The 19,253-nt window shown below is 62.4% G+C and carries 15 protein-coding genes; all 15 read left to right on the top strand.

What is annotated here, in order from left to right; genetic code table 11:
- The coding region (locus VII69_13975; protein ID HEY5096216.1) for a hypothetical protein at nucleotides 1–453 on the top strand (453 nt) is incomplete at its 5' end.
- Nucleotides 454–456: 3 nt separating this feature from the next.
- On the top strand, nucleotides 457–5,043 hold the full coding sequence (locus VII69_13970; GenBank protein ID HEY5096215.1) for a hypothetical protein: 4,587 nt from the start codon (nucleotides 457–459) through the stop codon (nucleotides 5,041–5,043).
- A complete protein-coding gene (locus tag VII69_13965; GenBank protein HEY5096214.1) occupies nucleotides 5,040–6,965 on the top strand; it encodes a hypothetical protein in 1,926 nt (641 codons plus the stop codon). Before VII69_13970 ends, VII69_13965 begins: the two co-directional genes overlap by 4 nt.
- 36 nt (nucleotides 6,966–7,001) lie before the next feature.
- Nucleotides 7,002–8,021, top strand: coding sequence for a glycosyltransferase (locus VII69_13960; protein HEY5096213.1), 1,020 nt, complete (start codon nucleotides 7,002–7,004; stop codon nucleotides 8,019–8,021).
- Nucleotides 8,018–9,127: a glycosyltransferase family 4 protein gene (locus VII69_13955; GenBank protein ID HEY5096212.1), complete on the top strand. Its 1,110-nt coding sequence runs from the start codon at nucleotides 8,018–8,020 to the stop codon at nucleotides 9,125–9,127. Before VII69_13960 ends, VII69_13955 begins: the two co-directional genes overlap by 4 nt.
- Nucleotides 9,124–10,170, top strand: a complete 1,047-nt coding sequence (locus VII69_13950; protein HEY5096211.1) for a Gfo/Idh/MocA family oxidoreductase — start codon at nucleotides 9,124–9,126, stop codon at nucleotides 10,168–10,170. The genes VII69_13955 and VII69_13950 overlap by 4 nt, the downstream gene beginning before the upstream one ends.
- A 120-nt stretch (nucleotides 10,171–10,290) precedes the next feature.
- Nucleotides 10,291–11,112 carry a glycosyltransferase family 2 protein gene (locus VII69_13945; GenBank protein ID HEY5096210.1) on the top strand — a complete coding sequence of 274 codons (822 nt, stop codon included), beginning with the start codon at nucleotides 10,291–10,293 and terminating at the stop codon, nucleotides 11,110–11,112.
- A 57-nt stretch (nucleotides 11,113–11,169) separates the two neighbouring features.
- Nucleotides 11,170–12,633: an alkaline phosphatase family protein gene (locus VII69_13940; GenBank protein ID HEY5096209.1), complete on the top strand. Its 1,464-nt coding sequence runs from the start codon at nucleotides 11,170–11,172 to the stop codon at nucleotides 12,631–12,633.
- Nucleotides 12,630–13,304: a class I SAM-dependent methyltransferase gene (locus tag VII69_13935; GenBank protein ID HEY5096208.1), complete on the top strand. Its 675-nt coding sequence runs from the start codon at nucleotides 12,630–12,632 to the stop codon at nucleotides 13,302–13,304. Before VII69_13940 ends, VII69_13935 begins: the two co-directional genes overlap by 4 nt.
- 35 nt (nucleotides 13,305–13,339) lie before the next feature.
- Nucleotides 13,340–13,534, top strand: a complete 195-nt coding sequence (locus tag VII69_13930; GenBank protein HEY5096207.1) for a hypothetical protein — start codon at nucleotides 13,340–13,342, stop codon at nucleotides 13,532–13,534.
- Nucleotides 13,534–14,532, top strand: coding sequence for a hypothetical protein (locus VII69_13925; protein HEY5096206.1), 999 nt, complete (start codon nucleotides 13,534–13,536; stop codon nucleotides 14,530–14,532). Before VII69_13930 ends, VII69_13925 begins: the two co-directional genes overlap by 1 nt.
- A complete protein-coding gene (locus VII69_13920) occupies nucleotides 14,529–15,731 on the top strand; it encodes an MBOAT family O-acyltransferase (GenBank protein ID HEY5096205.1) in 1,203 nt (400 codons plus the stop codon). The genes VII69_13925 and VII69_13920 overlap by 4 nt, the downstream gene beginning before the upstream one ends.
- Nucleotides 15,732–15,809: 78 nt before the next feature.
- Nucleotides 15,810–16,283: a hypothetical protein gene (locus VII69_13915; protein HEY5096204.1), complete on the top strand. Its 474-nt coding sequence runs from the start codon at nucleotides 15,810–15,812 to the stop codon at nucleotides 16,281–16,283.
- Nucleotides 16,280–18,193, top strand: coding sequence for a hypothetical protein (locus VII69_13910; protein HEY5096203.1), 1,914 nt, complete (start codon nucleotides 16,280–16,282; stop codon nucleotides 18,191–18,193). Before VII69_13915 ends, VII69_13910 begins: the two co-directional genes overlap by 4 nt.
- On the top strand, nucleotides 18,190–19,253 hold a 1,064-nt coding region (locus tag VII69_13905), incomplete at its 3' end, for a hypothetical protein (GenBank protein HEY5096202.1). The genes VII69_13910 and VII69_13905, both read left to right, overlap by 4 nt.

Genomic DNA, 19,253 nt, shown 5'->3' with positions numbered 1-19,253 from the left:
GGCGCATTTGTTTGGATGACGGCTGCGCGCACGCGCGAACTCATGCGCAGCGGGCCCGTCGCCGTATGGAAATTGGGCCGGTCGGGCGTCTCAATCCAGCAAGATGTGAAGCTTGACCGCTTGCCACGTTCACGCTACGGTGTCGCCGACGCGCACGCTTTCAATGGCGCCCGCTCCACTCTGGACTACAGCGGGCCCGCGCCTCCGCAAGGGAGCCTCGTCGTTTTGCACCAACATTCGTCCGGAGGCTGGCAAGCGTCCGTCGACGGATTCGTGCTTGCGCCCTATCCGGCCGACGGCTTCGCCCAAGGTTGGATCGTCGATCGACCGGGGACTCTCGCCGTACGCTACGTCGCGCCGCCGATATCGCTGCTCTGGTTCATCGTTTTCTTCGCAATCGCCGCGGCAATCGCAATGGCGTTTGTGCGACCGAAGATCGGACCGATTGATTGATCGATGCTTGATAGATTCAGAGGGCTGAGCCGCCACTGGCCGATCCTGCTTCCGATCATATTCGAATGCGTGCTCTTCCACGCGTGGCTCAGCAGCGGACTGGTGATCGGCAGCGATTGGGTCCGACGGAGCCACGACGAACTGCTGTCGTTTTTCCCGTGGCCGCACGCGTGGAGCGGCGCCCAGCAGATCGGCGAAAATCAAGAAGTCTACATGACGTACTTCCCCATCTTCGCGGTTTGCGGACTGATCGCAAAGATGGGAGGAAGTTGGGAACTCGCCGAGCGGATCTGCTATCTCTGGCCGTATCTCATACTCGCGGTGTGGGGCTCCTATGCATTCGGCTATAGGCTCACCGGTTCGCCGATCGCTTCGGCGGCGGGCTCGTTCGTCTTCATCGCGAGCACATGGACGGTCGCGCTTGTCGAGCGCGGCGGAATCCCGTCGATCGTGGCCGCGGCCATCATCCCGTTCATCGCCATCGCCGCGTTTGCATTCGTCGACAAGCCCACTCCGCGCAAAGGCATCGTGCTGTCCGCGCTGTTCGTGGTGCAGGTGGCGTACGACTTGCGGTACGTGTATATCGCACTCGTGCTGTGCGCGATCATCCTCGTCGACCGATTGATCAAGGACGGCTCTTTCCGGCGTCTCCGGCTTGCGGTGCCGGGAATCATCGTCGCGGCGGCGGCGGTGATCGGTTTCAACCTTTATTGGATCGTGCCGCAGATAATCTCGCCTGCGCAGGCGCCCCCTGGATATGGCTCGACCTTCGATTATACGACCACGTCGGCATACATGTCGGTGACCCATAGCCTTGCGCTCTTCAACGCTTACTATCACTGGGTGGCCGACGATTCGCCATTCCTTGCGGTCCCGGTCGATCCGTCGTTCTACGCGCTTCCGGTGCTGGCGTTCATCGGCCTCGCGCTTGCGTGGCGACGCCGGTACACCCGGGCGATCGCGTTCGCCGCGTTCGTGTGCATATTGCTGGACTCCGGGCCAAACCCGCCGCTGGGCCCGATCAACATCTGGATTTTCGAACACGTGCCGGGCATGTCTTTATTCCGCGATGTCACGAAGTGGATGTCGCTGCACAGCGTCGCCTATGCGATCGCGATCACCCTTGGACTGTCTACGTTCGTCGCGTTGTTGAGAAAACGCTACGGCCGCACAACAGCCCAGCGCGCGTCCGTCGCAGCCTTGATTCTGGTGGCGGTGGGATATTCGTGGCTGATGCGCGACGCCTTCAATCCGACGCGCTACCGTAGCTTCACAACGGAGCCGCGGCCGGCGGACGTCGTCCAACTGGAGAACTTCTTGGACAGCGGGTCCGAGTTCTATCGCGTGCTGGTGTTCCCGCGCGACATCGAACCGATGCGACCCGATTTCCGCCATCCATATGTAGAAGCGCAGCAAGTGGCCAACGGAAACGGCTTCGACGGCTTTCGCGACTTCAATCCGGACTGGATAAACATCTTCTGGTTCTACTCCTCGCCGCTCATACCGGATCTGATGCGCGAACTGAACATCCGCTACGTCGTGGTTCCGTACGACGACGACCGCATCGTGTACAAACCGGGTCTCACGTACACCGAGTTCAATGAGGCCATCGACTTCCTCAAAACAAGAAAATGGCTGCGCTTCGATCGGGTGATCGGGCGGCACTATGTCTTCGAGGTGCGCGGCTGGACGCCGACACGCGGGTTCATCGCACCCGCGCCTGTGGTGCTCAACGGCAGCGGCGAATCCATCGACGCGATGATGCTCACGCCGTTTTGGTCGAACCGGGCGGCGCTGCTGCTATCTGGCCAAAACCCCGATCCAAATGTGCTCGAGAAGATTCCCAACATCGTCGACGGCGCGCAGTTGGTGAATCGAATCGACTATAGCCCCGACGATTTTGGGCGAGTCGTCGCACAGCTCAACGCGTATTCGGCATTCGCCGACGCCACCTCGGTCGCATACCGCGGCTTCTCCGCGACCGCCGCGGCGATGACGACGAACTTCAAGGACTGGCGCGACCCGAAATTGTTCAACGTCGCATTCGGGACCCAAACACCGGCCCGAACGGACATACGGATGCTGTACTACGAGCCCAACGAACTGCCGGGCGATGCGATGCACGTGGACTACCGGCAAAACGCCACCGTGCCCAGACCTGTTGCGGAGTCGCAAGCGCCGGTTTTCTTCAACGACATCAGCGATACAACTCTCCAGTACTCGTCGAACGCTCCCGGCTTGATAGCGATCGTGCCGAATGCCGGCGGCGTTGAGATCGACACCGACAAAGGGCTCGGCGCCGGTTCGTGGTTTGGATTCTACGGCGTTGCCGGAAGCATCACCGTGGCCAACGCGATTCCCGTGGCCGAAAGAGGCGACTTGCTTCTGCCCGCATTCGCATCGGCGACTCAATTCCCGGTACACGTCAAACTCTCGCTCAATGGCTTGATCACCGAGTTCACGGCGCCCCCGCGTGCGATTGGTTGGCTGCTCGGCGGCGGACAGCCGATCGTGCTGCACGACGTGGTGCTCCATCCCGGCGCCAACAATATCCAGGTCGCGCTTGGGTTGGACGACACCTTAGGAGCGCTGCGGAACCAAGTCACCTTGCTCGTGCGCGGCGATCTCTCGATATCGCACCAACAAGAGCTTGCGACCGTCGCCGATCAAAGGCCGCTCGAGGTCTCCGCCATCGGTTCGAACGACGGCCTGGTGCTCTCCGCGACGGCCGATGCGCCCACCAACGTCGAGCAGCGCGCCGCCTATCCGATCTTCGACCACATCAAGATACCGCTCGATGAAGAGCCGTTCGTCGACATCGATTATCTTGCGCCGGCGAGCACCGTCATCTTGCAGCTTGAGGTGACTTTAGAAAGAACGGCCGACGGCGCGAAGTTCCGCTATCTCGAAAATCTCAATCCATTCGATACGCATTACTTCGGCGACGTTCGAATGGCGGTCGACAAGGCGCTCGCTGCGGCGTTTCAGCGCGGGCTCGATTTTCATCGCGACGATCCAGCATGGCTACACATTCACCGCTTAGAGGATGAGGGAGATGGGGCCGCTGCGTACGCGATGACCGGAATGTATTTGACCATCGTCAAGCCGCCTGGGGTGGAATCCGCCGGCGGGCCCGGAGCGCGATTTGTGGCGCATCTCGGCAGCGCTAATCTTGCGATCGGCAGCGGGTGGGTGGGTCCGAAGGTGTCCGAGCGCGTGGCGGCATCGGCCGACTTGACCACGATCGGGCCGGGAGCCGGGGTGAACGTGACCGGGATGCGCCTGCTCCAGTTGGCGCCCGCCAGACAACTGCTTCAGATGACATTTCAACTCGCCGATTCGCCGCGCGCCGTCGACCCGTCGAATGGTTTGCTCGGTGACGAAGCGGATTTCACGTTCGTCGACGGTTCGCAGCTAAAAGGCGTCGTGACTCGCGAGGCCGGCGGTACCGTGACGATCGAAAGCAGCGCCGGCAGGGTCGGCGTTCAGCGCACCGCGATCGTCAAGATCACTAGCGCCGCGCGCTACGTCGTTCAACGCGCACATGTGACCATTCCGATCGACGCTCCGGCCGACGCTCACTACTTGCAATTCCTGGTCTCCACTCCGCGTCAGCTTGCAACGCACGTGATGCTCGGCTTCACTCTGCCCGGCAACAAAGGCAGCGCCATCGTCTTCCCGGGTCGCAAACCCGACTATTCGACGACGCAAGAATCGCTACCGAAGGGCTGGGTGACCGCGCAGCCGTCGCCGTTTGAAGTTCCGTCGCTCAAGCTTGGCGAACCGAGAGAGTTTGGCGACATCGCCGCCGACAACAGCTCGGAATGGGCGCAATTCCGCATCGACTTGCAGCAGGTCAAGGACTATCGGCTGCGCGGCAATCCACGAGCGAGGCTGTCGCTCATCTATCTCACGTTCGATCCGCTTCCCGGGCTTTCGACGGACAGCGGACAATTGGCGCGCATCGCCGTCGGCGGTGTCGAAGCCATCATGGGCAGCGCGCACTCGCAGCCGCCGGCCACATTTCTTCAACAGCCGGCTTTGATGGTTGACGGATCGCAAGTGAGAGCGACCAAACAGCTCGCGCCATATAGCGACGGCCTGTTCGTTGCGAGCGCGCCGTCTATCGACCTGGCGGCGGGGGTCCACTCGCTTACCTCACATTCGATGCCGCCATGGCGAGTCGACGCGGCAATGCTCTCGCAGGGGACACCGAAGACTTTTGCTACCGCGGACCTCACGGGATTTGCGACCATCACGCCCACGGAATACGAGGCTGACTTAGACTCACACGGCGGGCTGCTCGTCGTCACCGACGCCTACGACCGCGGGTGGCAGCTTGCGACAGTGCCGAGCGCGTTCAAACCCAGCGGCTTTGCGCTGCTCGACTACGTTAGGCTCCGCGGCTATGCGATCGCAGCGGCCGATCACTACACGGTCAACGACATGCTCAATGGCTGGTGGGTGCCGTCAGGCCGGCTACACCTCATCGCGCTGTTCGTGCCGCAGGCAGCCGTCGAACTGGGACTGCTGCTTTCACTGCTGTTCGCGGCGGGTGTGATCGTCGCGCTGCGACGGTGGCCATCATGATCAAGCCGAGCGCCAAGCGGGTATCTAACTTCGCGCGCAACACATTCATCGTCGTCGTCGCCGCCGGCGCGCTGCTGCTCTTCGTTTCCGCGCGTGCTCAGAGCATAGCCCTGCCGATCGCAGGCATGGTCGCGTTGCTGCTCCCAGCGCCGGCGCTGCTGTTGCGACGTTGGCGCCGTCCGCCGCTGTATCTTGCGGCCGGCGCCGTCTATGCACTGCTTGCCGGCATCGTGCGATCGGCAGACAACGACGTGACGACCGTGGTCAGCGTCGGCTTCGCGCTCGCCGCGCTCGTGCTGCTCGGCGCTGCCGTCGCCATCTCTTCTCTACAAGATCTGACCATGGCCGAGCACGCCAAAGCGCAGACTGTGCCCACGGCGGTAGACGCGATCGTCGCGCAAGCGGTTACAGCGCGCGGCCTTCGGATATTGGCCGGGATCGCTTTCGGTCTCGCCACATTGACCGCGTTAGCCGCGGCGTTGCCGGGTTCGGTCTGGGGATCGCACGCCATCGGGCAGCTCGTGGCGCTCGCCGCTCACCCTGGCCTCGGCTCGTGGTGGGGAGCTCTCGTGGCTATCGATGGCATCGCGGGCGGAATCCTTATCTTCATCACGGCGCGCAGATTGGGCGCGAGCGTGCCGGCAGCTGCGATCGCAGGATTGCTTTGGGCGGCTTGCCCGGCCAGAGAATGGCCGCTTTCCCTGTGGCTCGCACCCACATTCCTTGTTCCGCTCTTCTGTTGGGGCATGATCGAAGAAGGCGAGCGGGATCGGCTTGCGATGTCGCTCGCAGGCGCAGCCATTCTGGTTGCTGCCGTGTTCGCGCCGGTCGAAGCGATCGCGATGATCGCGATCGGCGCGGCATTCTGCATCTCGCTTTCGCACACGCGCGCTCGATTGCGCCGGCACGTGATCTACTGGGCGCCGCCCGGGATCGCGGCGCTCGCATACGTCGCGCTTGCGCCGCAGCGTGTCGCGCACGCATTTTCCGCGTCGGGTGCGCTCCTCGGAGTGCCCGGCGCCGTGCGCAGTCTGGCCGGCGACGGGTCGCTGCCATGGGAGGCGGGAGTGCCGGCTTCGATGCTCACGCAGTTTGCCGGTGCCGAGCACCACGCCGGCGTCGTGCTCGCGCTGTGCATCTCTCCCGGCATCGCGCTCATAGCCGCGGCGCTGGCATTCGTGATTCTGCGCCCGGCCGTGCCCAATTATCCGATAGGAAAAGTAGCCGCGCTTTCGATCGCCCTGTCGCTGTATGCGGCGTTGCCGTCGCAGTGGGCGGGGGTCACGCTGCCGACCCTTGCGGCCGCGCTTGCCGCACTCACGCCGGGGTTCGCCGGCATCGCCCAGGCCGGACTCGGCATCAGCGTCTTCTGCGCGCTCTTAGGCGCGCTCGCGCTCGACAAGCTCTTCGTGCAGCCGTCGGGCGTATGGCGCACGGCCGGCGCGGCATTCGTCGGATTGGCGATCATCGTTTCGGTACTGCCGCTTGGGCCAGGCGCATCGCGTGTCGCCGTCTCGCCCACGATCGCTGCCGAGTTGTGGGCCGCAAAGAACGCGAATGGCGGTTCTATCGCATACTATCCGCTGATGGACGCTACCAGCCCGCGCGGCGCGGAACTCGCCTACGTCGAGACGATTTCGGGCACGCGCGTGACTGATCTGCACCTGTCGGATCGCGAGCGAGAATTGCTCGGCGATTTTGCAGCGCCCGGAGTGGCTTCCCAACTGCGCGCGCGCGGCGTCCATGTCGTGATCATCGAAGAACGTGCATACGCAGACCCGTTGGTCACCCCGTCGCTCTCCCAATGGGTGTGGCTGCCCGGCGATTTGCGCACCGCCCGCCAACCCATGCCCCGGGTTCCGAACGAATATTCACCGATCCAGGCGTTCGACGACGGCTCGATCGTCGTCTATAAGCTCTAAGGGCAACGGCTCGTCGATCGGAGAAGGTACACTTGGATGAGCGCCGACCTTCCGAAGTTCACATTCTTGATTCCCGTCCGCAACGAAAGCGCGCGGATCGATCGCTGCCTTGCGTCCATCCGCGCCCAAGATTATCCATCTGAACGGATCGAGATCATTGTTCCCGATCAAGGATCCATCGATGACACGCGCGAGAAGGCGCGGTCATACGGCGCTATCGTCACGGAGAATCCGCCGCAGCGCGCGATTTTCAGCATGCCGGCGGCTTTCCGGCAGGCGAGCGGCGACTTGATCTGCGCGATGGCGGCCGACAACGTGCTGCGGCCCTCGTTTTGCCGCCGCATGGCCGAACCGTTCGCAGACCCAACCGTGCGGTTCGCCTTCGCGCACGTGACCGACGACCGCCCCGACTATGCGCTCACCACGCGCTATTTCAACCGCTTTACCGATCCGTTCAATCAGTTCATGTACGGCGCGGCATGCAACTCTCGAGACTTCCACAAGGTCTACACGCCGCTGCGCAAGACGCCGGCCTTCGCGCTCTATCGCTTTCCAGCGGAGCGGCCGCCGCTGCTCGCGATCGCGCAAGGCGCGGTCATCCGCGCGCCGTTTTCCATGCCCGACGGCTATGAAGACGACGTCGGCTGCGTGTTCGATATGATCGCAAGCGGCGCGGTGATGGCCTGTGTGGACGAGCCGCTTGTGGACCACTACACCACGACCGGGCTCTTCGATCTGCTCGCCAAGTTCCAGCCGCGCATCGCGAAGAATTTCAAACCTGCGTCGTCGTTGCGCTGGCGGGACCGTTACGTGCCGCCCGATCGCCGGCGCCGCCGGTCGCTCTGGCCCTTTTACGCCATCAGCATCGTGCCGCCCACCGGCGTTGCGCTTTGGCGCGCGCTGCGCGACCGCGAGCCGCTTTGGCTATTTCATCCGGTCATCGGATTCGCATTCGCGTGGATCACGGCGGTCGAGGCATGCAAGAATCTCGGCAATGCGCTCGATCTGCTTTTCAATCGCAGCGCCACACCGGCGGGCGAGACGTCCAAGGAGTGAACGTCCTCTTCCTGAATTGGCGCGACCCCGCGCATCCGCGCGCCGGCGGCGCGGAATACCTCACGCACGGCATCGCGCGCCGGCTCGTCGAACGCGGCCATCGCGCCACGTGGTTTGCGGGCGCGTTCCGCGGCGGCAAGCCCGAGGTCGAACTCGATGGCGTGCGCATCGTGCGCCAAGGCAACGCCGCCACCGTGCGATTCCATGCCATGCACCGATACAAGGCGCTCGGCGATTTCGATGTCGTCGTGGATGAGATCAACACGTTGCCGTTCTTCGCGCCGCTCTACGCCCGAAAGCCGGTGGTGGCGCTGATCTGTCAACTGGCGCGCGAAGTGTGGTTCTTCGAAGCGCCGTGGCCCGTCGCCATCGCTGGGTACGCGTGCGAGCCGGCGTATCTGCAGGTCTACCGGCGATGCCCTGTATTGACCATTTCGGAATCGTCGGCGCGAAGCATCAAACACATCGGGCTTCGCGGTGAAGTCGACATCATGCCGATGGCGATCGATCAATACGCGGCTGAGGAGCCGCTTCCGCTAGCGCAGCGCGAAAACGCCATCGCGATGGTGGGCCGCATCACGGCGTCAAAACGCATCGATCACGTGATCAAGGCGCTCGCAACCGGCGCGAACGGCCCTCTCGCGAGCATGCGCTTGATCGTGGTCGGCGGCGGGGACGAGCGCGTCAAAGCGGATCTGCAGCGATTGGCGGCATCGCTCGGCGTGGCGGAGCGCATACGGTGGGAGGGCTACGCCGGCGAGGAGACAAAGCGGCGCATCCTGCGCACTGCGCGCGCCATCGTGATGACGTCGGCGCGCGAAGGTTGGGGACTCGTCGTGAGCGAGGCGAACCTAGCGGGGACACCGGCGGTCGTGTACGATATCCCCGGAACGCGCGACTCGGTCCTCGATGGTATCACCGGCATCCGTTGCGCGCCGTCGCCCGCCGCTTTGGCGGCGGCAATCGCGGAACTCGTCGCGGATCCGGTCCGTTATCAAACGCTCAGCGCGGCGGCACAGACATTCGCGCGCACACTGACGTGGGATGCCACCGTCGACGCCGCTGAGGCTGTGCTACGCAGAGAAGCGGCAAGGAGAACTGCGTGATACGCGTCGCCGTCGTGGGCTACGGTTACTGGGGCCCGAATCTCGTCCGCAATTTCGCGGCCATCGACGGCGCCGCGGTGGACGTCATCTGCGATGTCAGCGCAAAGCGGCTTGAAGCCGCGCGCAAGGCGTGGCCGGCCGCGGCCGTCACCACGGAATACCGCGACGTGATCGCATCGGCGGCGGACCTCGTCGCGCTCTCGGTCCCGGCGGCCATGCATTATCCGATGGCCAAGGCAGCGATCGACGCCGGCAAGCACGTGCTCGTGGAAAAGCCGATGTGCCGCAGCGTCGCCGAATGCGATGACTTGATCGAACGAGCTGCGCGCCAAGGCGTGCGCATCTTCGTGGACCACACGTTCGTCTTCACACCTCAAGTGCGGCGCATGGCGGCGGAGGCCGCCGGCGGCAATCTCGGCACGCTGCTCTACTACGATTCGGTGCGCATCAATCTGGGATTGTTCTCGCAAGACGGTTCGGTCACGTGGGACCTCGCGCCGCACGATCTCTCCATCCTCGATTTCATACTCGGCGGAGAGATGCCGCATTCCGTGAGCTGCACCGAAGCCACTCATTTCGACGGCCACCACCCGAACATCGCCTACATGACTCTTCGTTACCCGAATAATTTCATCGCACACGTGAGCATGAATTGGCTTGCGCCTGTCAAGGTGCGCCAAGTAGTGCTGTGCGGCACGAAGCGCATGGTGGTCTACGACGAGACGGACCCGGCGGAGAAAGTGCGCATCTATGACCGCGGCGTGACGCTGGCCGAAGGTGAGACCGAGCGCCTGCACAACGCGCTGATCCAATATCGCGTCGGCGACATGCACGCGCCGTATCTGCCGAACGACGAAGCGCTCGCGGTCGAGGCGGCGGAAATCGTGGCTTGTCTCACGCAGGGCAAAGAACCGACGGCCGATCACCGAATGGGGCGCCGCGTCGTGCGCATCCTCGAAATGGCCGAAGCTTCGGCGCGTCTCGGCGGAGCGCCGGTCGGCAACGCAGAGATGCTCGCTAACGAAGCGACTGCGACAAGCTGATCTTTTCGCCGGTTTGCAGATGATACGAGCGTTTAGGGGAACGAGCAAGCGTCGCCGGCGGATTTCGGATAGGTGACAAGGCTCTCGCGCCGAAACATGTTGCGGGACGGAGAACACGTATTGAGCAGTAAGATCTCGGTTGTCATGCCCGCATACAATGAAGCGGTGCACATCCTCGACAACCTGCGCGAGACCGTTGCCACGATGGAGTCGCTCGGCCGGCCTTACGAGGTCATCCTGGTCGACGACGGGAGTCCCGACAACACGTATCACTCCGCCTCGCGCGCGCTGACGGAGAATACGGACAACGTAAAAGTGGTCCGTTACCATCGCAACGCCGGCAAAGGGAACGCGCTCATGTGCGGCTTCCGTTACTGCACGGGCGATATCGTCGTATTTCTCGACGCCGACATGGACCTTCATCCGGCGCAGATTCCGCGCCTCATCGAACCCATCGACGCGGGCGAAGCCGACGTGGTCGTGGGCAGCAAGTGGCATCCGCGGTCCGACGTGAACTATCCGTTCATCCGCAAGGCCTGGAGCTCGGGATATTCGTTTCTCGTAAAGCTGCTCTTCGGCTTGCCGTTGCGCGACACGCAGACCGGCCTCAAGGCATTTCGCACGGCGGTGCTCGCGCGCGTGTTCCCGCGCGTGTTGGCAAAACGCTTCGCATTCGACGTCGAAGTGCTGGTCAACGCCAATCATCTCGGCTATCGCATCGTCGACGTGCCGGTGATCCTTCGCTTCAAACGCGGCACGTTCGGCCGCGTGGGCACGTCGGATGTCTGGGACGTCTTCGTCGACACTCTCGCGATCTTCTATCGGCTGCAGATAACGCGCTACTACGATGCGGTGGGCGAGGCCGCGATGCGCAACGCCGTCGACCCCGAAGACGTGGAGCTCTACGTCGGCGAGCGCGAGTCCGAAGTCATCAACGTCTAACGTCCCGTCATCGGTTCCTGTAGGAGGGCGAGCATCGCTCGCCCAACTCGCGACGACATGCGTCAACGCGTCTTCGTGCTCGGCCTCGACGGCGCCGATGAGAACACCGTCGGCAAAGCGCTGCGCGCGGGCGGCATGCCCAACTTGGCGCGCATCGCGGAGCACGGCGCGAAGCTGCCGTTGCGATCCACGCCCTTGCCCATCACACCCGCGGCCTGGACCGCCGCATACACCGGCATGAACCCCGGTAAGACCGGCGTGCTCACATTCGAGCGGCCCACCGTCGACTACAAAACGCGCATCGTCAACGCGAGCGACATCGGCGATAAGGGAGTGCAGCACCGGCTCCCGGACGCCGGCAAGCTCTTCATCAGCATCGGTTGCCCCATGACGTTCCCAGTCGAGCCGCGCGACGGATATCTCGCCGTGGCCGGATGGGATGTGCCGCCCGGCATGCCGCGTTGCAACGCTGCCGCATGGGCCGGCCGGCTTCACGAATTCGGCTACGCCGTAGAAGACGAATTCACGGCTGAAGAAACGCGGTTGCGCCACGCGTTGGACGCACGTTTCCGGCTCACGGCCGCGATGTGCGCGGCCGAACCTTGGGACTGCTGCATGCTGTATCTCGGTTTTGTCGACACGCTCGGGCACCGGCTCGGCGCGGGCAACGACCTTACGCAGCGCTTGCTCGAACGCGCCGACGGGCTGTTTGGCGAACTGCTCGAGAGCATCGGCGAGTGCTCGGTCATCGTCTGTTCGGATCACGGCTTCGGTCCGTTCGCGCGCTCGTTCTCCGTCATGCAATGGCTCGAAGAAGAGGGCTACCTCAAACTTCGCGACCGGTTCTTCCGCAGCGGTGACGCCGGAGGGATGCCCGGCATCGACATCGTCGACATCGAGAGCGGTGTGGTGGAATGGGACCAGACCAAGGCGTTCTGCCGCGACGCCGTCGGCGCGTACGCGGGTGTACGCATCAATGCGAAAGGGACGTATTCATCCGGCGCGGTGGCCGTCCGCGATGCGTGGGCACTCGCCGACGAGATCCGCGCGAAGCTGCTCGAGGCGCGCGATCCGGCCGGCGGTGAACGGCTCATCTCGCAGGTGTGGCGCCGCGAAGAACTTTTCCACGGTCGCTACGTGCACGAGTTCCCGGAACTGATCGTCGAGACGGTGCCGGGCACCGTCAACTACGTGGGTAAGCGCAAAGCGGTCGCCGGCGGCTTCGAGCTCGAGCATGGCGCCGTGCACCACGGGTCATTCGGCGGGCATTGGCGCGACGGCGTGTGGATCTCGTCGTTCCGCGCGCAAGGCGATCTCGGCATCGAAGATCTGGCGCCCACGATCTATGCACTGCTCGGCGTGGACATTCCAAGCGACGTCGACGGCGTGAACCGCGCGCCGGTTCACGCGAACATCGCGCCGGCGGAAGCGGACCATCACGAGCCCGATGTGGAGTCGCCGTACTCGCCTGAAGAGGAAGAAATCGTGCGCCAGCGGCTCGAAGCGCTCGGCTATCTGTGAACCCGCACGCAGGGGGCCCGCCGTCAGGCGCGGACGATTACAGTGCGCTCAACGAGTTTTACAACGCACTGCTCGATAACCACGGCTTTTCGGCGAAAGCCGTCTCGTGGCGTGACGAAGCGTTTCAGCAGTTCCGTTTCGCATCGATCGCGCAAGCGTTCGACCACGAACGCGGACCGTTCACCGTGTACGAAGTGGGGTGCGGCCTCGGCCATCTACGCGATTTTCTTCGGGAACATTTCCCAAACGCGTCGTACAGCGGCGCCGACATCAACCCGAAGATGATCGAGCGGGCGTTGCAGCGCGATCCGGCCCTCATGGTCGAGCACCGCGATATCGTCAAGGATCCGCCGCCGCTGGCGGACTACGTCGTGGAATCCGGAATCTTCAATCTGCGCATGCAGCACACCGACGAGGCGTGGGAGACGGTCGTCCGGTCGGTTCTTAAAGCGATGTATGCGTCGGCGAAGCGAGGCATAGCCGCGAACTTCCTCAGCAGCCACGTGGATTGGAAACGCGAGATCGCCTATCACCAGGACCCGGCGCGCACGTTGCACTTCGCGCTCACCGAACTTTCTCGTTTCGCCGAAGTCCGCCACGCCTATTACCCGTGGGAGTTCACACTCGCCGTCTACCGCGAGGCGCGGCCGCTGCCGTTCGCTCCGGCGTAAAGGGCGCAGGAACCGCTAGGATAAATACGATTTGAATGGATGATCGCTATATCGACGTTCCCGATTCGCGCGCGCCAAACGAGATTTTGGCCACCGATCCCGTCTACGCGGTCCTCGGACATTCACTCACCAACCCGGTTGTTTTGGGCATCATCTGCGCATTTCTCGCGATAGTGATGATCATAGCGGGGCCGTCGACGGACTCACGATTCATCTACACTGACTTTTAATGCGCTTCATGGTCCTCGTTGCCCAAACAGTCGCGGCGATGTTCGTGACGCTCATCGTCGCCGACGTCGTGGTGCGGTGGACTTTTCCGCACACGCCGCGGCTGAACGAAAATTTTTCGGCGGCCTATCTACAGCGTGCGATCCGCGAAGATCATCTTTCGGATAAAATTGTGGTTATCGGCGATTCCGCGCTCTGGGGCTACCGGGTCAAACCGCAAGAAGCCGCGATCGCGCGGCTGAGCAGCTCGTCGGTGCAATTCGAAAACTTAAGCTTTGAAGGCGGCAGCCCGGCGAATCTTTACGCATTGCTCCGTCTCATGCAAGCGGACGGCATCCGGCCCAAAGCGGTTCTATTCAACGTCAATCTCAAGGAGTTCAACGCCGCGGATAGCGCGTACCAAACGCTCTATCCTGGACTCGAGCAACTCGTCTGGCAGCAGCTGCGCCCGGAGGAACGCAGCCTGCTCAAGCCCACACGACACGCGACCTTTGACGCGCGTGCCGACGCGACACTCGGATCGTTCTGGGCGCTCTACGGCATGCGCGCGGACATCCGCGAACAGCTATTCGGAACCCCGGACGCAGTCACCGCGCTCCGCGACCAGATCGAATCCTTGTCGGGTGAGACGGCCCGCGCCGGCGCAGCTCACGTTCCCAGTCCCGACAAGTTCATGGGGACCTACGATCTCTCGCCGCTAAGCGGCACGAACGTCGAAGTCATTTTCTTGAAGAAGTCCGTGTCGCTCTTGCAAGCAGAGCATATTCCGACGATCGCGATCCTGACGCCAACGAATCACGGCCTGCTGCACGACTACATAGACACGCCGGACTATGGCGACCAGCTTGCCTACGTAAGCGCACTCTTGCGCGAACATGGCGCGCGCGTGCTCAATTATGACCGTGCGTTTAGGCCGGACGAGTTTTTCGACAACGACCACCTGACCGTAGCCGGCAACGAACATCTGAGTGCCCTCTTGCGCAAGGACCTACGGCTGTGATTTTCAATACGTGGACCTTCGCCGTTTTTGCCGTTGTCGTGCTCGTCATCTACTGGCTCGCCGTGCCGCAGCGATTCAAACCCTATTACATCGTGGTTGCCGGGTGCGTCTTTTACGCGTCTTCGGTGCCTGCGTATCTGCTATTGATCCTGGCGCTTGGCATCACGACGTACGGCATCGCGATCATGATGTTGCGAGCGAAACAAGGCTCGCCGGCGAAGAAATTCTGGATGATCTTGGGAGTGGCCGCGATCGTCGGTGTATTGGCGTTCTTCAAGTATTCCAAGTTCTTCGCGCTGACGATCGACGAAGTCTTGCGCCACGACGTGCTTCCGCTCCCGCATCTCATCGTGCCGCTCGCGATCTCGTTTTTCACGTTTGAATTCGTGCACGTCCTCGTCGATGTTTATCTGGGTAAGATCGAGCGGCTGGATCCTTTGGACTTCGCGACATTCACGATGTTCTTTCCCACGCTCGTAGCGGGACCGATCAAAAGATACCAGAGTTTTGCGCCGCAAGTGTCCCACATCGTGGCACCCCCCAACGAGACGTTTGCACTCAACATCTATCGCGTTCTGCTCGGCCTCACGAAGAAAGTGGTCATCGCCGATTCGATGACGCTGCTCGCGCAACCGATTCTGACGCCCAACGGCGAACCGTTCGGCCGGCTCGACTACATCGTGGCCATTTTCGCCTACGGCGCGAAGATCTATTTCGATTTTAGCGGCTACTCTGACATCGCGATCGGCACAGCCGGCTTGCTCGGCATTCGCATCCCGGAGAATTTTTCGCGTCCCTATTGGGCGCAAAACATCTCGGTATTTTGGCGGCGCTGGCACATGTCGCTCTCGTCATGGATTCGAGACTACGTGTTCATCCCGTTGGGCGGAAGCCGGCGGCCGCCGCTTGTGACCGCGCTGAATCTCTTCATCGCTATGGCGATCGCCGGGCTGTGGCACGGCGCGGCCTGGACGTTCGTGGTATGGGGACTTTGGCACGGGGGCGGATTGGCTGCCCATCGCGTGTGGTCGATGCGCGTCGTCCCAAGCGTCGATTGGCTCTCCAAGCCTGGCCGCTTGGTGCCGGCAGCCTCGACCGTGCTCACCTTCGCTTTTGTCTTTTTGGGTTGGGTGCTGTTCGCCGCAGCCACGTTCGCAAATGCGGCTACCGTGATCGAGCGCGCCTTTGCCGGGGGTTAGATGGTAGACCGGCAACCGGGAAGAACGGAGCTACGTTCAGTGTTCATGCCGCAATTTTCGTTGAGGATCACGCCCAGGATGCCTAAGGCTACGCTCCTTTGTGCGGTGTTCTTGCTGATGTCAAGCATTGGCACCGCTTTTGCGGACCCCGTCAGACCTGTTGCCGGACCCGTTATTCTGGCCCGCAGCGGCGTCCAATCCACCTACCTTTGGGAAGCGTCGCCCTACGTGGCAAAACTAGTCGACGATAAAAACGTCGGCGACGCCGGCCTGCGCACCTTAGAAGGCACTGCCGTAAGCGTTTTGCGAGACAAGGCAGTATCCTCGCACTCGAAGACGCTGATCTTGCGCGTCGTCTACACTCGCTCGGGTGCAGTGAGCCCCGTATACGGAACATTGACGTTCAACGGCGTCGAAAACCTCGCGACATTGACGGCGGCGCGCGACGCGATCATCAAGTTCGGAGCCGTGTGGAACGAGGAGATCGCGAATGGAACGATCCCTCACAACCTCAAAGTGGCGATCACCGGAAAACTCCCACCGCCGCAGTGAATAAAATCCCGATCGTATTGATCGCGATTTGTTTGGCGTGGTATGTCTCGATGGTCGACGCGTCGACCGAGCCGGCGTTCACCGTCACCACCATCGCCGGCTCCGGGCTTTCGGGCGTACGTGACGGCGACGCCGCCACCGCACAGTTCATGAAGCCGATCGGCATCACCGCCGACGCGCACGGCAATCTGTACGTCGCCGACGCTGCCGCCCAACGGATCCGGCTGATTTCGCCTGCCGGCGACGTTCGGACGCTTGCCGGATCGGGTGCGCCGCAGTACAACGACATGTGGGTGAGCGGCGGATACAAGGACGGAGGTGCTCTACAAGCCCGCTTCAACCGCCCATCCGGTGTTGCGGTTTCGCCTGACGGCAGCGTCTACGTCGCGGATACCCTTAACCATTGCATCCGCCTGATCAAAAACGGAATCGTTTCCACATTCTCCGGCACGCCTGACGATATTTCAGCGGCCGACGGCCCCATCGCAAAGGCCACGTTCGTGCGACCGCGGGCGCTTGCATTCGACGCGAGCGGTGATCTTTTCGTGGCCGATTTCCCGATCGGCATTCGCAAGATCAGCGACGGAATCGTTTCGACGTTGACGCTTCCGCCGAATAGCGCCGACAAGAGCTTCCTCTCCATCGCATTTTCCGGCCCGGCGAATGACGAAACGATGTACGTGGGCACCGCCGTTGAGATCGTCGCCTTTGACCGCGATCTTAAGGCGGTTTCCCGGCAACCGGTTTCCGGCGGCGATACGCTGTACGGAATGCGCGGCGAGCTCGAGCCCGCGACAGTCGATCAGTCACAAGGAACCGGGCCGGCTTTCGGAATCGCGACGTTGCCGGACGGCCGTCTCTTTATCGCGGATGCCCGCAGCCACGCGCTGCGCATGCTCGGCGACTTCACGGAGCCCGTGACGCAATGGACTCCGAGACTCATACCCGATGCCGCGGACTTTGGAGGCGGGTATCGCGACGGACCGTTCCGCGATGCGTTGTTCGACGCGCCGATGGGCCTCGCGAAAATGCCGGATGGCAGTGTCGCCGTCGCCGATATGGGCAATCGTAGAATTCGAATGGTCGCGCCTTCACGCGGTGCCGTTCAGAGCGCCGAGTCACCAGTGCCGGCGCTTGCTAAGACCGACGCTTCCGGAAGCGGAGAAATCGTCGCCGGTGAAGACCCGTTTCCCGGCGTGAGCGATCGATACTATCGCATCGCCTACCTCGGCAATTCGTACGCGTTCTACAACACGCGCTGGAGCGATTCCATTCCCGGCCTCATCGAAGCTAAACTCCGTACCAATTGGCGCGCGCTTGGCTTTCCGAAAGAGCCCAAGCTCATATCGATTTCACCGGTTAGGGGTCTCGACGGTTTCAGAGACTATATCAATAACATTCTTTCGCTGGGCGTCGTCGACGCCGTGATTCTCCAATTGAACGCGACCAATATCGGCGAATCATTTCCGCCCCCTCATTCGGCGACGTACGATTTCAAGGCGTATGCGCGGACGTGGACTTCGCCGACTCGACGTTTCATCGTCGAGATGAACACCGAATTGAAGAAGGCCGGGATTCCGCTCGTGGTGGTCGTCAACCCCACCGCGGCGCACCTTTCATCGCTCGAAGTTTCGGTCTCCGCCGAGGTCACCGGATTTCAGGACTGGTTGTTCTTAGTGTATGGGCCCCCGAGCGGCGACACGTTCGAGAAAGATATGAGCGGGGTCGTCTCCCACTCCGGCGTGTTGTCCATCGATCTCTTTCCAAGTTTCATGGCAGCCGAGCAGGATGCCGATCGTGTACCGCTTTTCGGCACCACGAACGCCCATTTTTCGGAAAATGGGCGCGTTCTTGCCGCGGATTCCATCGTGAAGGCATTCACGCGGATGCATTTTTGGCGAACGAAATGAACGACCGCGGAAATCTGACGGTGCGCGTGTTGGCCCTCGCGGCGATGACCGGGGCTTTCGGGTTAGCGCCCTCCGGTACGAGCGCGGCCGCGGTGCTCGCGCCCGGTTATACAGTCTCGACCATAGCCGGCGCCGGAACGTCCGGAACAAGAGACGGAGATGCACAAACTGCCCAGTTCATGAAACCTATAGGCATCGCCGTGGATGCGCACGGCGATATCTTTGTGGCAGATGCCGCCGCGCAACGGATTCGGGAGATCTCGCCGAACGGCGAGGTCAGCACAATCGGCGGCTCGGGCGTGCCCGAGTTCAATTCGATGTGGGTTGCCGGCGGCTACAAGGACGGGGCGGCGCTGCAGTCGCGTTTTAATCGGCCCTCGGGCGTTGCCGTGGGGCCGGACGGCACGATATACGTGGCCGACACGCTCAACCATTGCATCCGGACCATCAAGAACGGCACAGTCTCCACGTACGCCGGCGCTCCCAACAATACGGCCGGCGCGGACGGCGCGCTGGCGGCGGCATCGTTCATCCGGCCGCGCGCGCTTGCTTTTAATGCTGCCGGAGATCTATTCATCGCCGACGATCCGATCGGTGTGCGAAAGATCAGCGGTGGAATTGTGACGACGTTAGCGCTGCCGATACAAGGCGACAAGCGCATGCTCGCAATCGCGTTCAACGGGTCGAAAAACGAGAACATGATTGTCGGAACCGCCAGCGAGCTCATCGTTTTTGACTACGCCGGAAACGTCATGCTGCGACAAGCCGTGACTCCAAACGGCGGGGCGGACGAACTTCTGTACGGCATGCGCGGAATTCTCAATTCGAATGCGCTGGTCCCTGAAGCGATGGGGGTGCCGATGGGCATCGCCGCATATCCCGACGGCCACCTGGTCTATGCCGATGCGCGAAGCCACGCGCTGCGCTGGTTGTCGGTCACGCCTGCGGCTGCTTCAACTTTATCGGAGATCGCAAACCCGCCACCGGATGCCGCCGATTACGGAGGCGGCTATCGGGACGGCCCACTCGATCAGGCTCTGTTCGACGAGCCGTTCGCCGT

Source organism: Candidatus Eremiobacteraceae bacterium, assembly GCA_036511855.1.
Taxonomy (GTDB): domain Bacteria; phylum Vulcanimicrobiota; class Vulcanimicrobiia; order Eremiobacterales; family Eremiobacteraceae; genus JABCYQ01.
Note: the sequence above shows the minus strand (reverse complement) of the source record. Positions and strands in the feature narration are given on the sequence as shown.

Bases quoted from the DNA above. Each gene is read 5' to 3' on its own strand.
- VII69_13970 (HEY5096215.1), top strand. From the start codon at position 457: ATGCTTGATAGATTCAGAGGGCTGAGCCGCCACTGGCCGATCCTGCTT.
- VII69_13965 (HEY5096214.1), top strand. From the start codon at position 5,040: ATGATCAAGCCGAGCGCCAAGCGGGTATCTAACTTCGCGCGCAACACA.
- VII69_13960 (HEY5096213.1), top strand. From the start codon at position 7,002: ATGAGCGCCGACCTTCCGAAGTTCACATTCTTGATTCCCGTCCGCAAC.
- VII69_13940 (HEY5096209.1), top strand. From the start codon at position 11,170: ATGCGTCAACGCGTCTTCGTGCTCGGCCTCGACGGCGCCGATGAGAAC.
- VII69_13930 (HEY5096207.1), top strand. From the start codon at position 13,340: ATGGATGATCGCTATATCGACGTTCCCGATTCGCGCGCGCCAAACGAG.
- VII69_13925 (HEY5096206.1), top strand. From the start codon at position 13,534: ATGCGCTTCATGGTCCTCGTTGCCCAAACAGTCGCGGCGATGTTCGTG.
- VII69_13915 (HEY5096204.1), top strand. From the start codon at position 15,810: ATGCCTAAGGCTACGCTCCTTTGTGCGGTGTTCTTGCTGATGTCAAGC.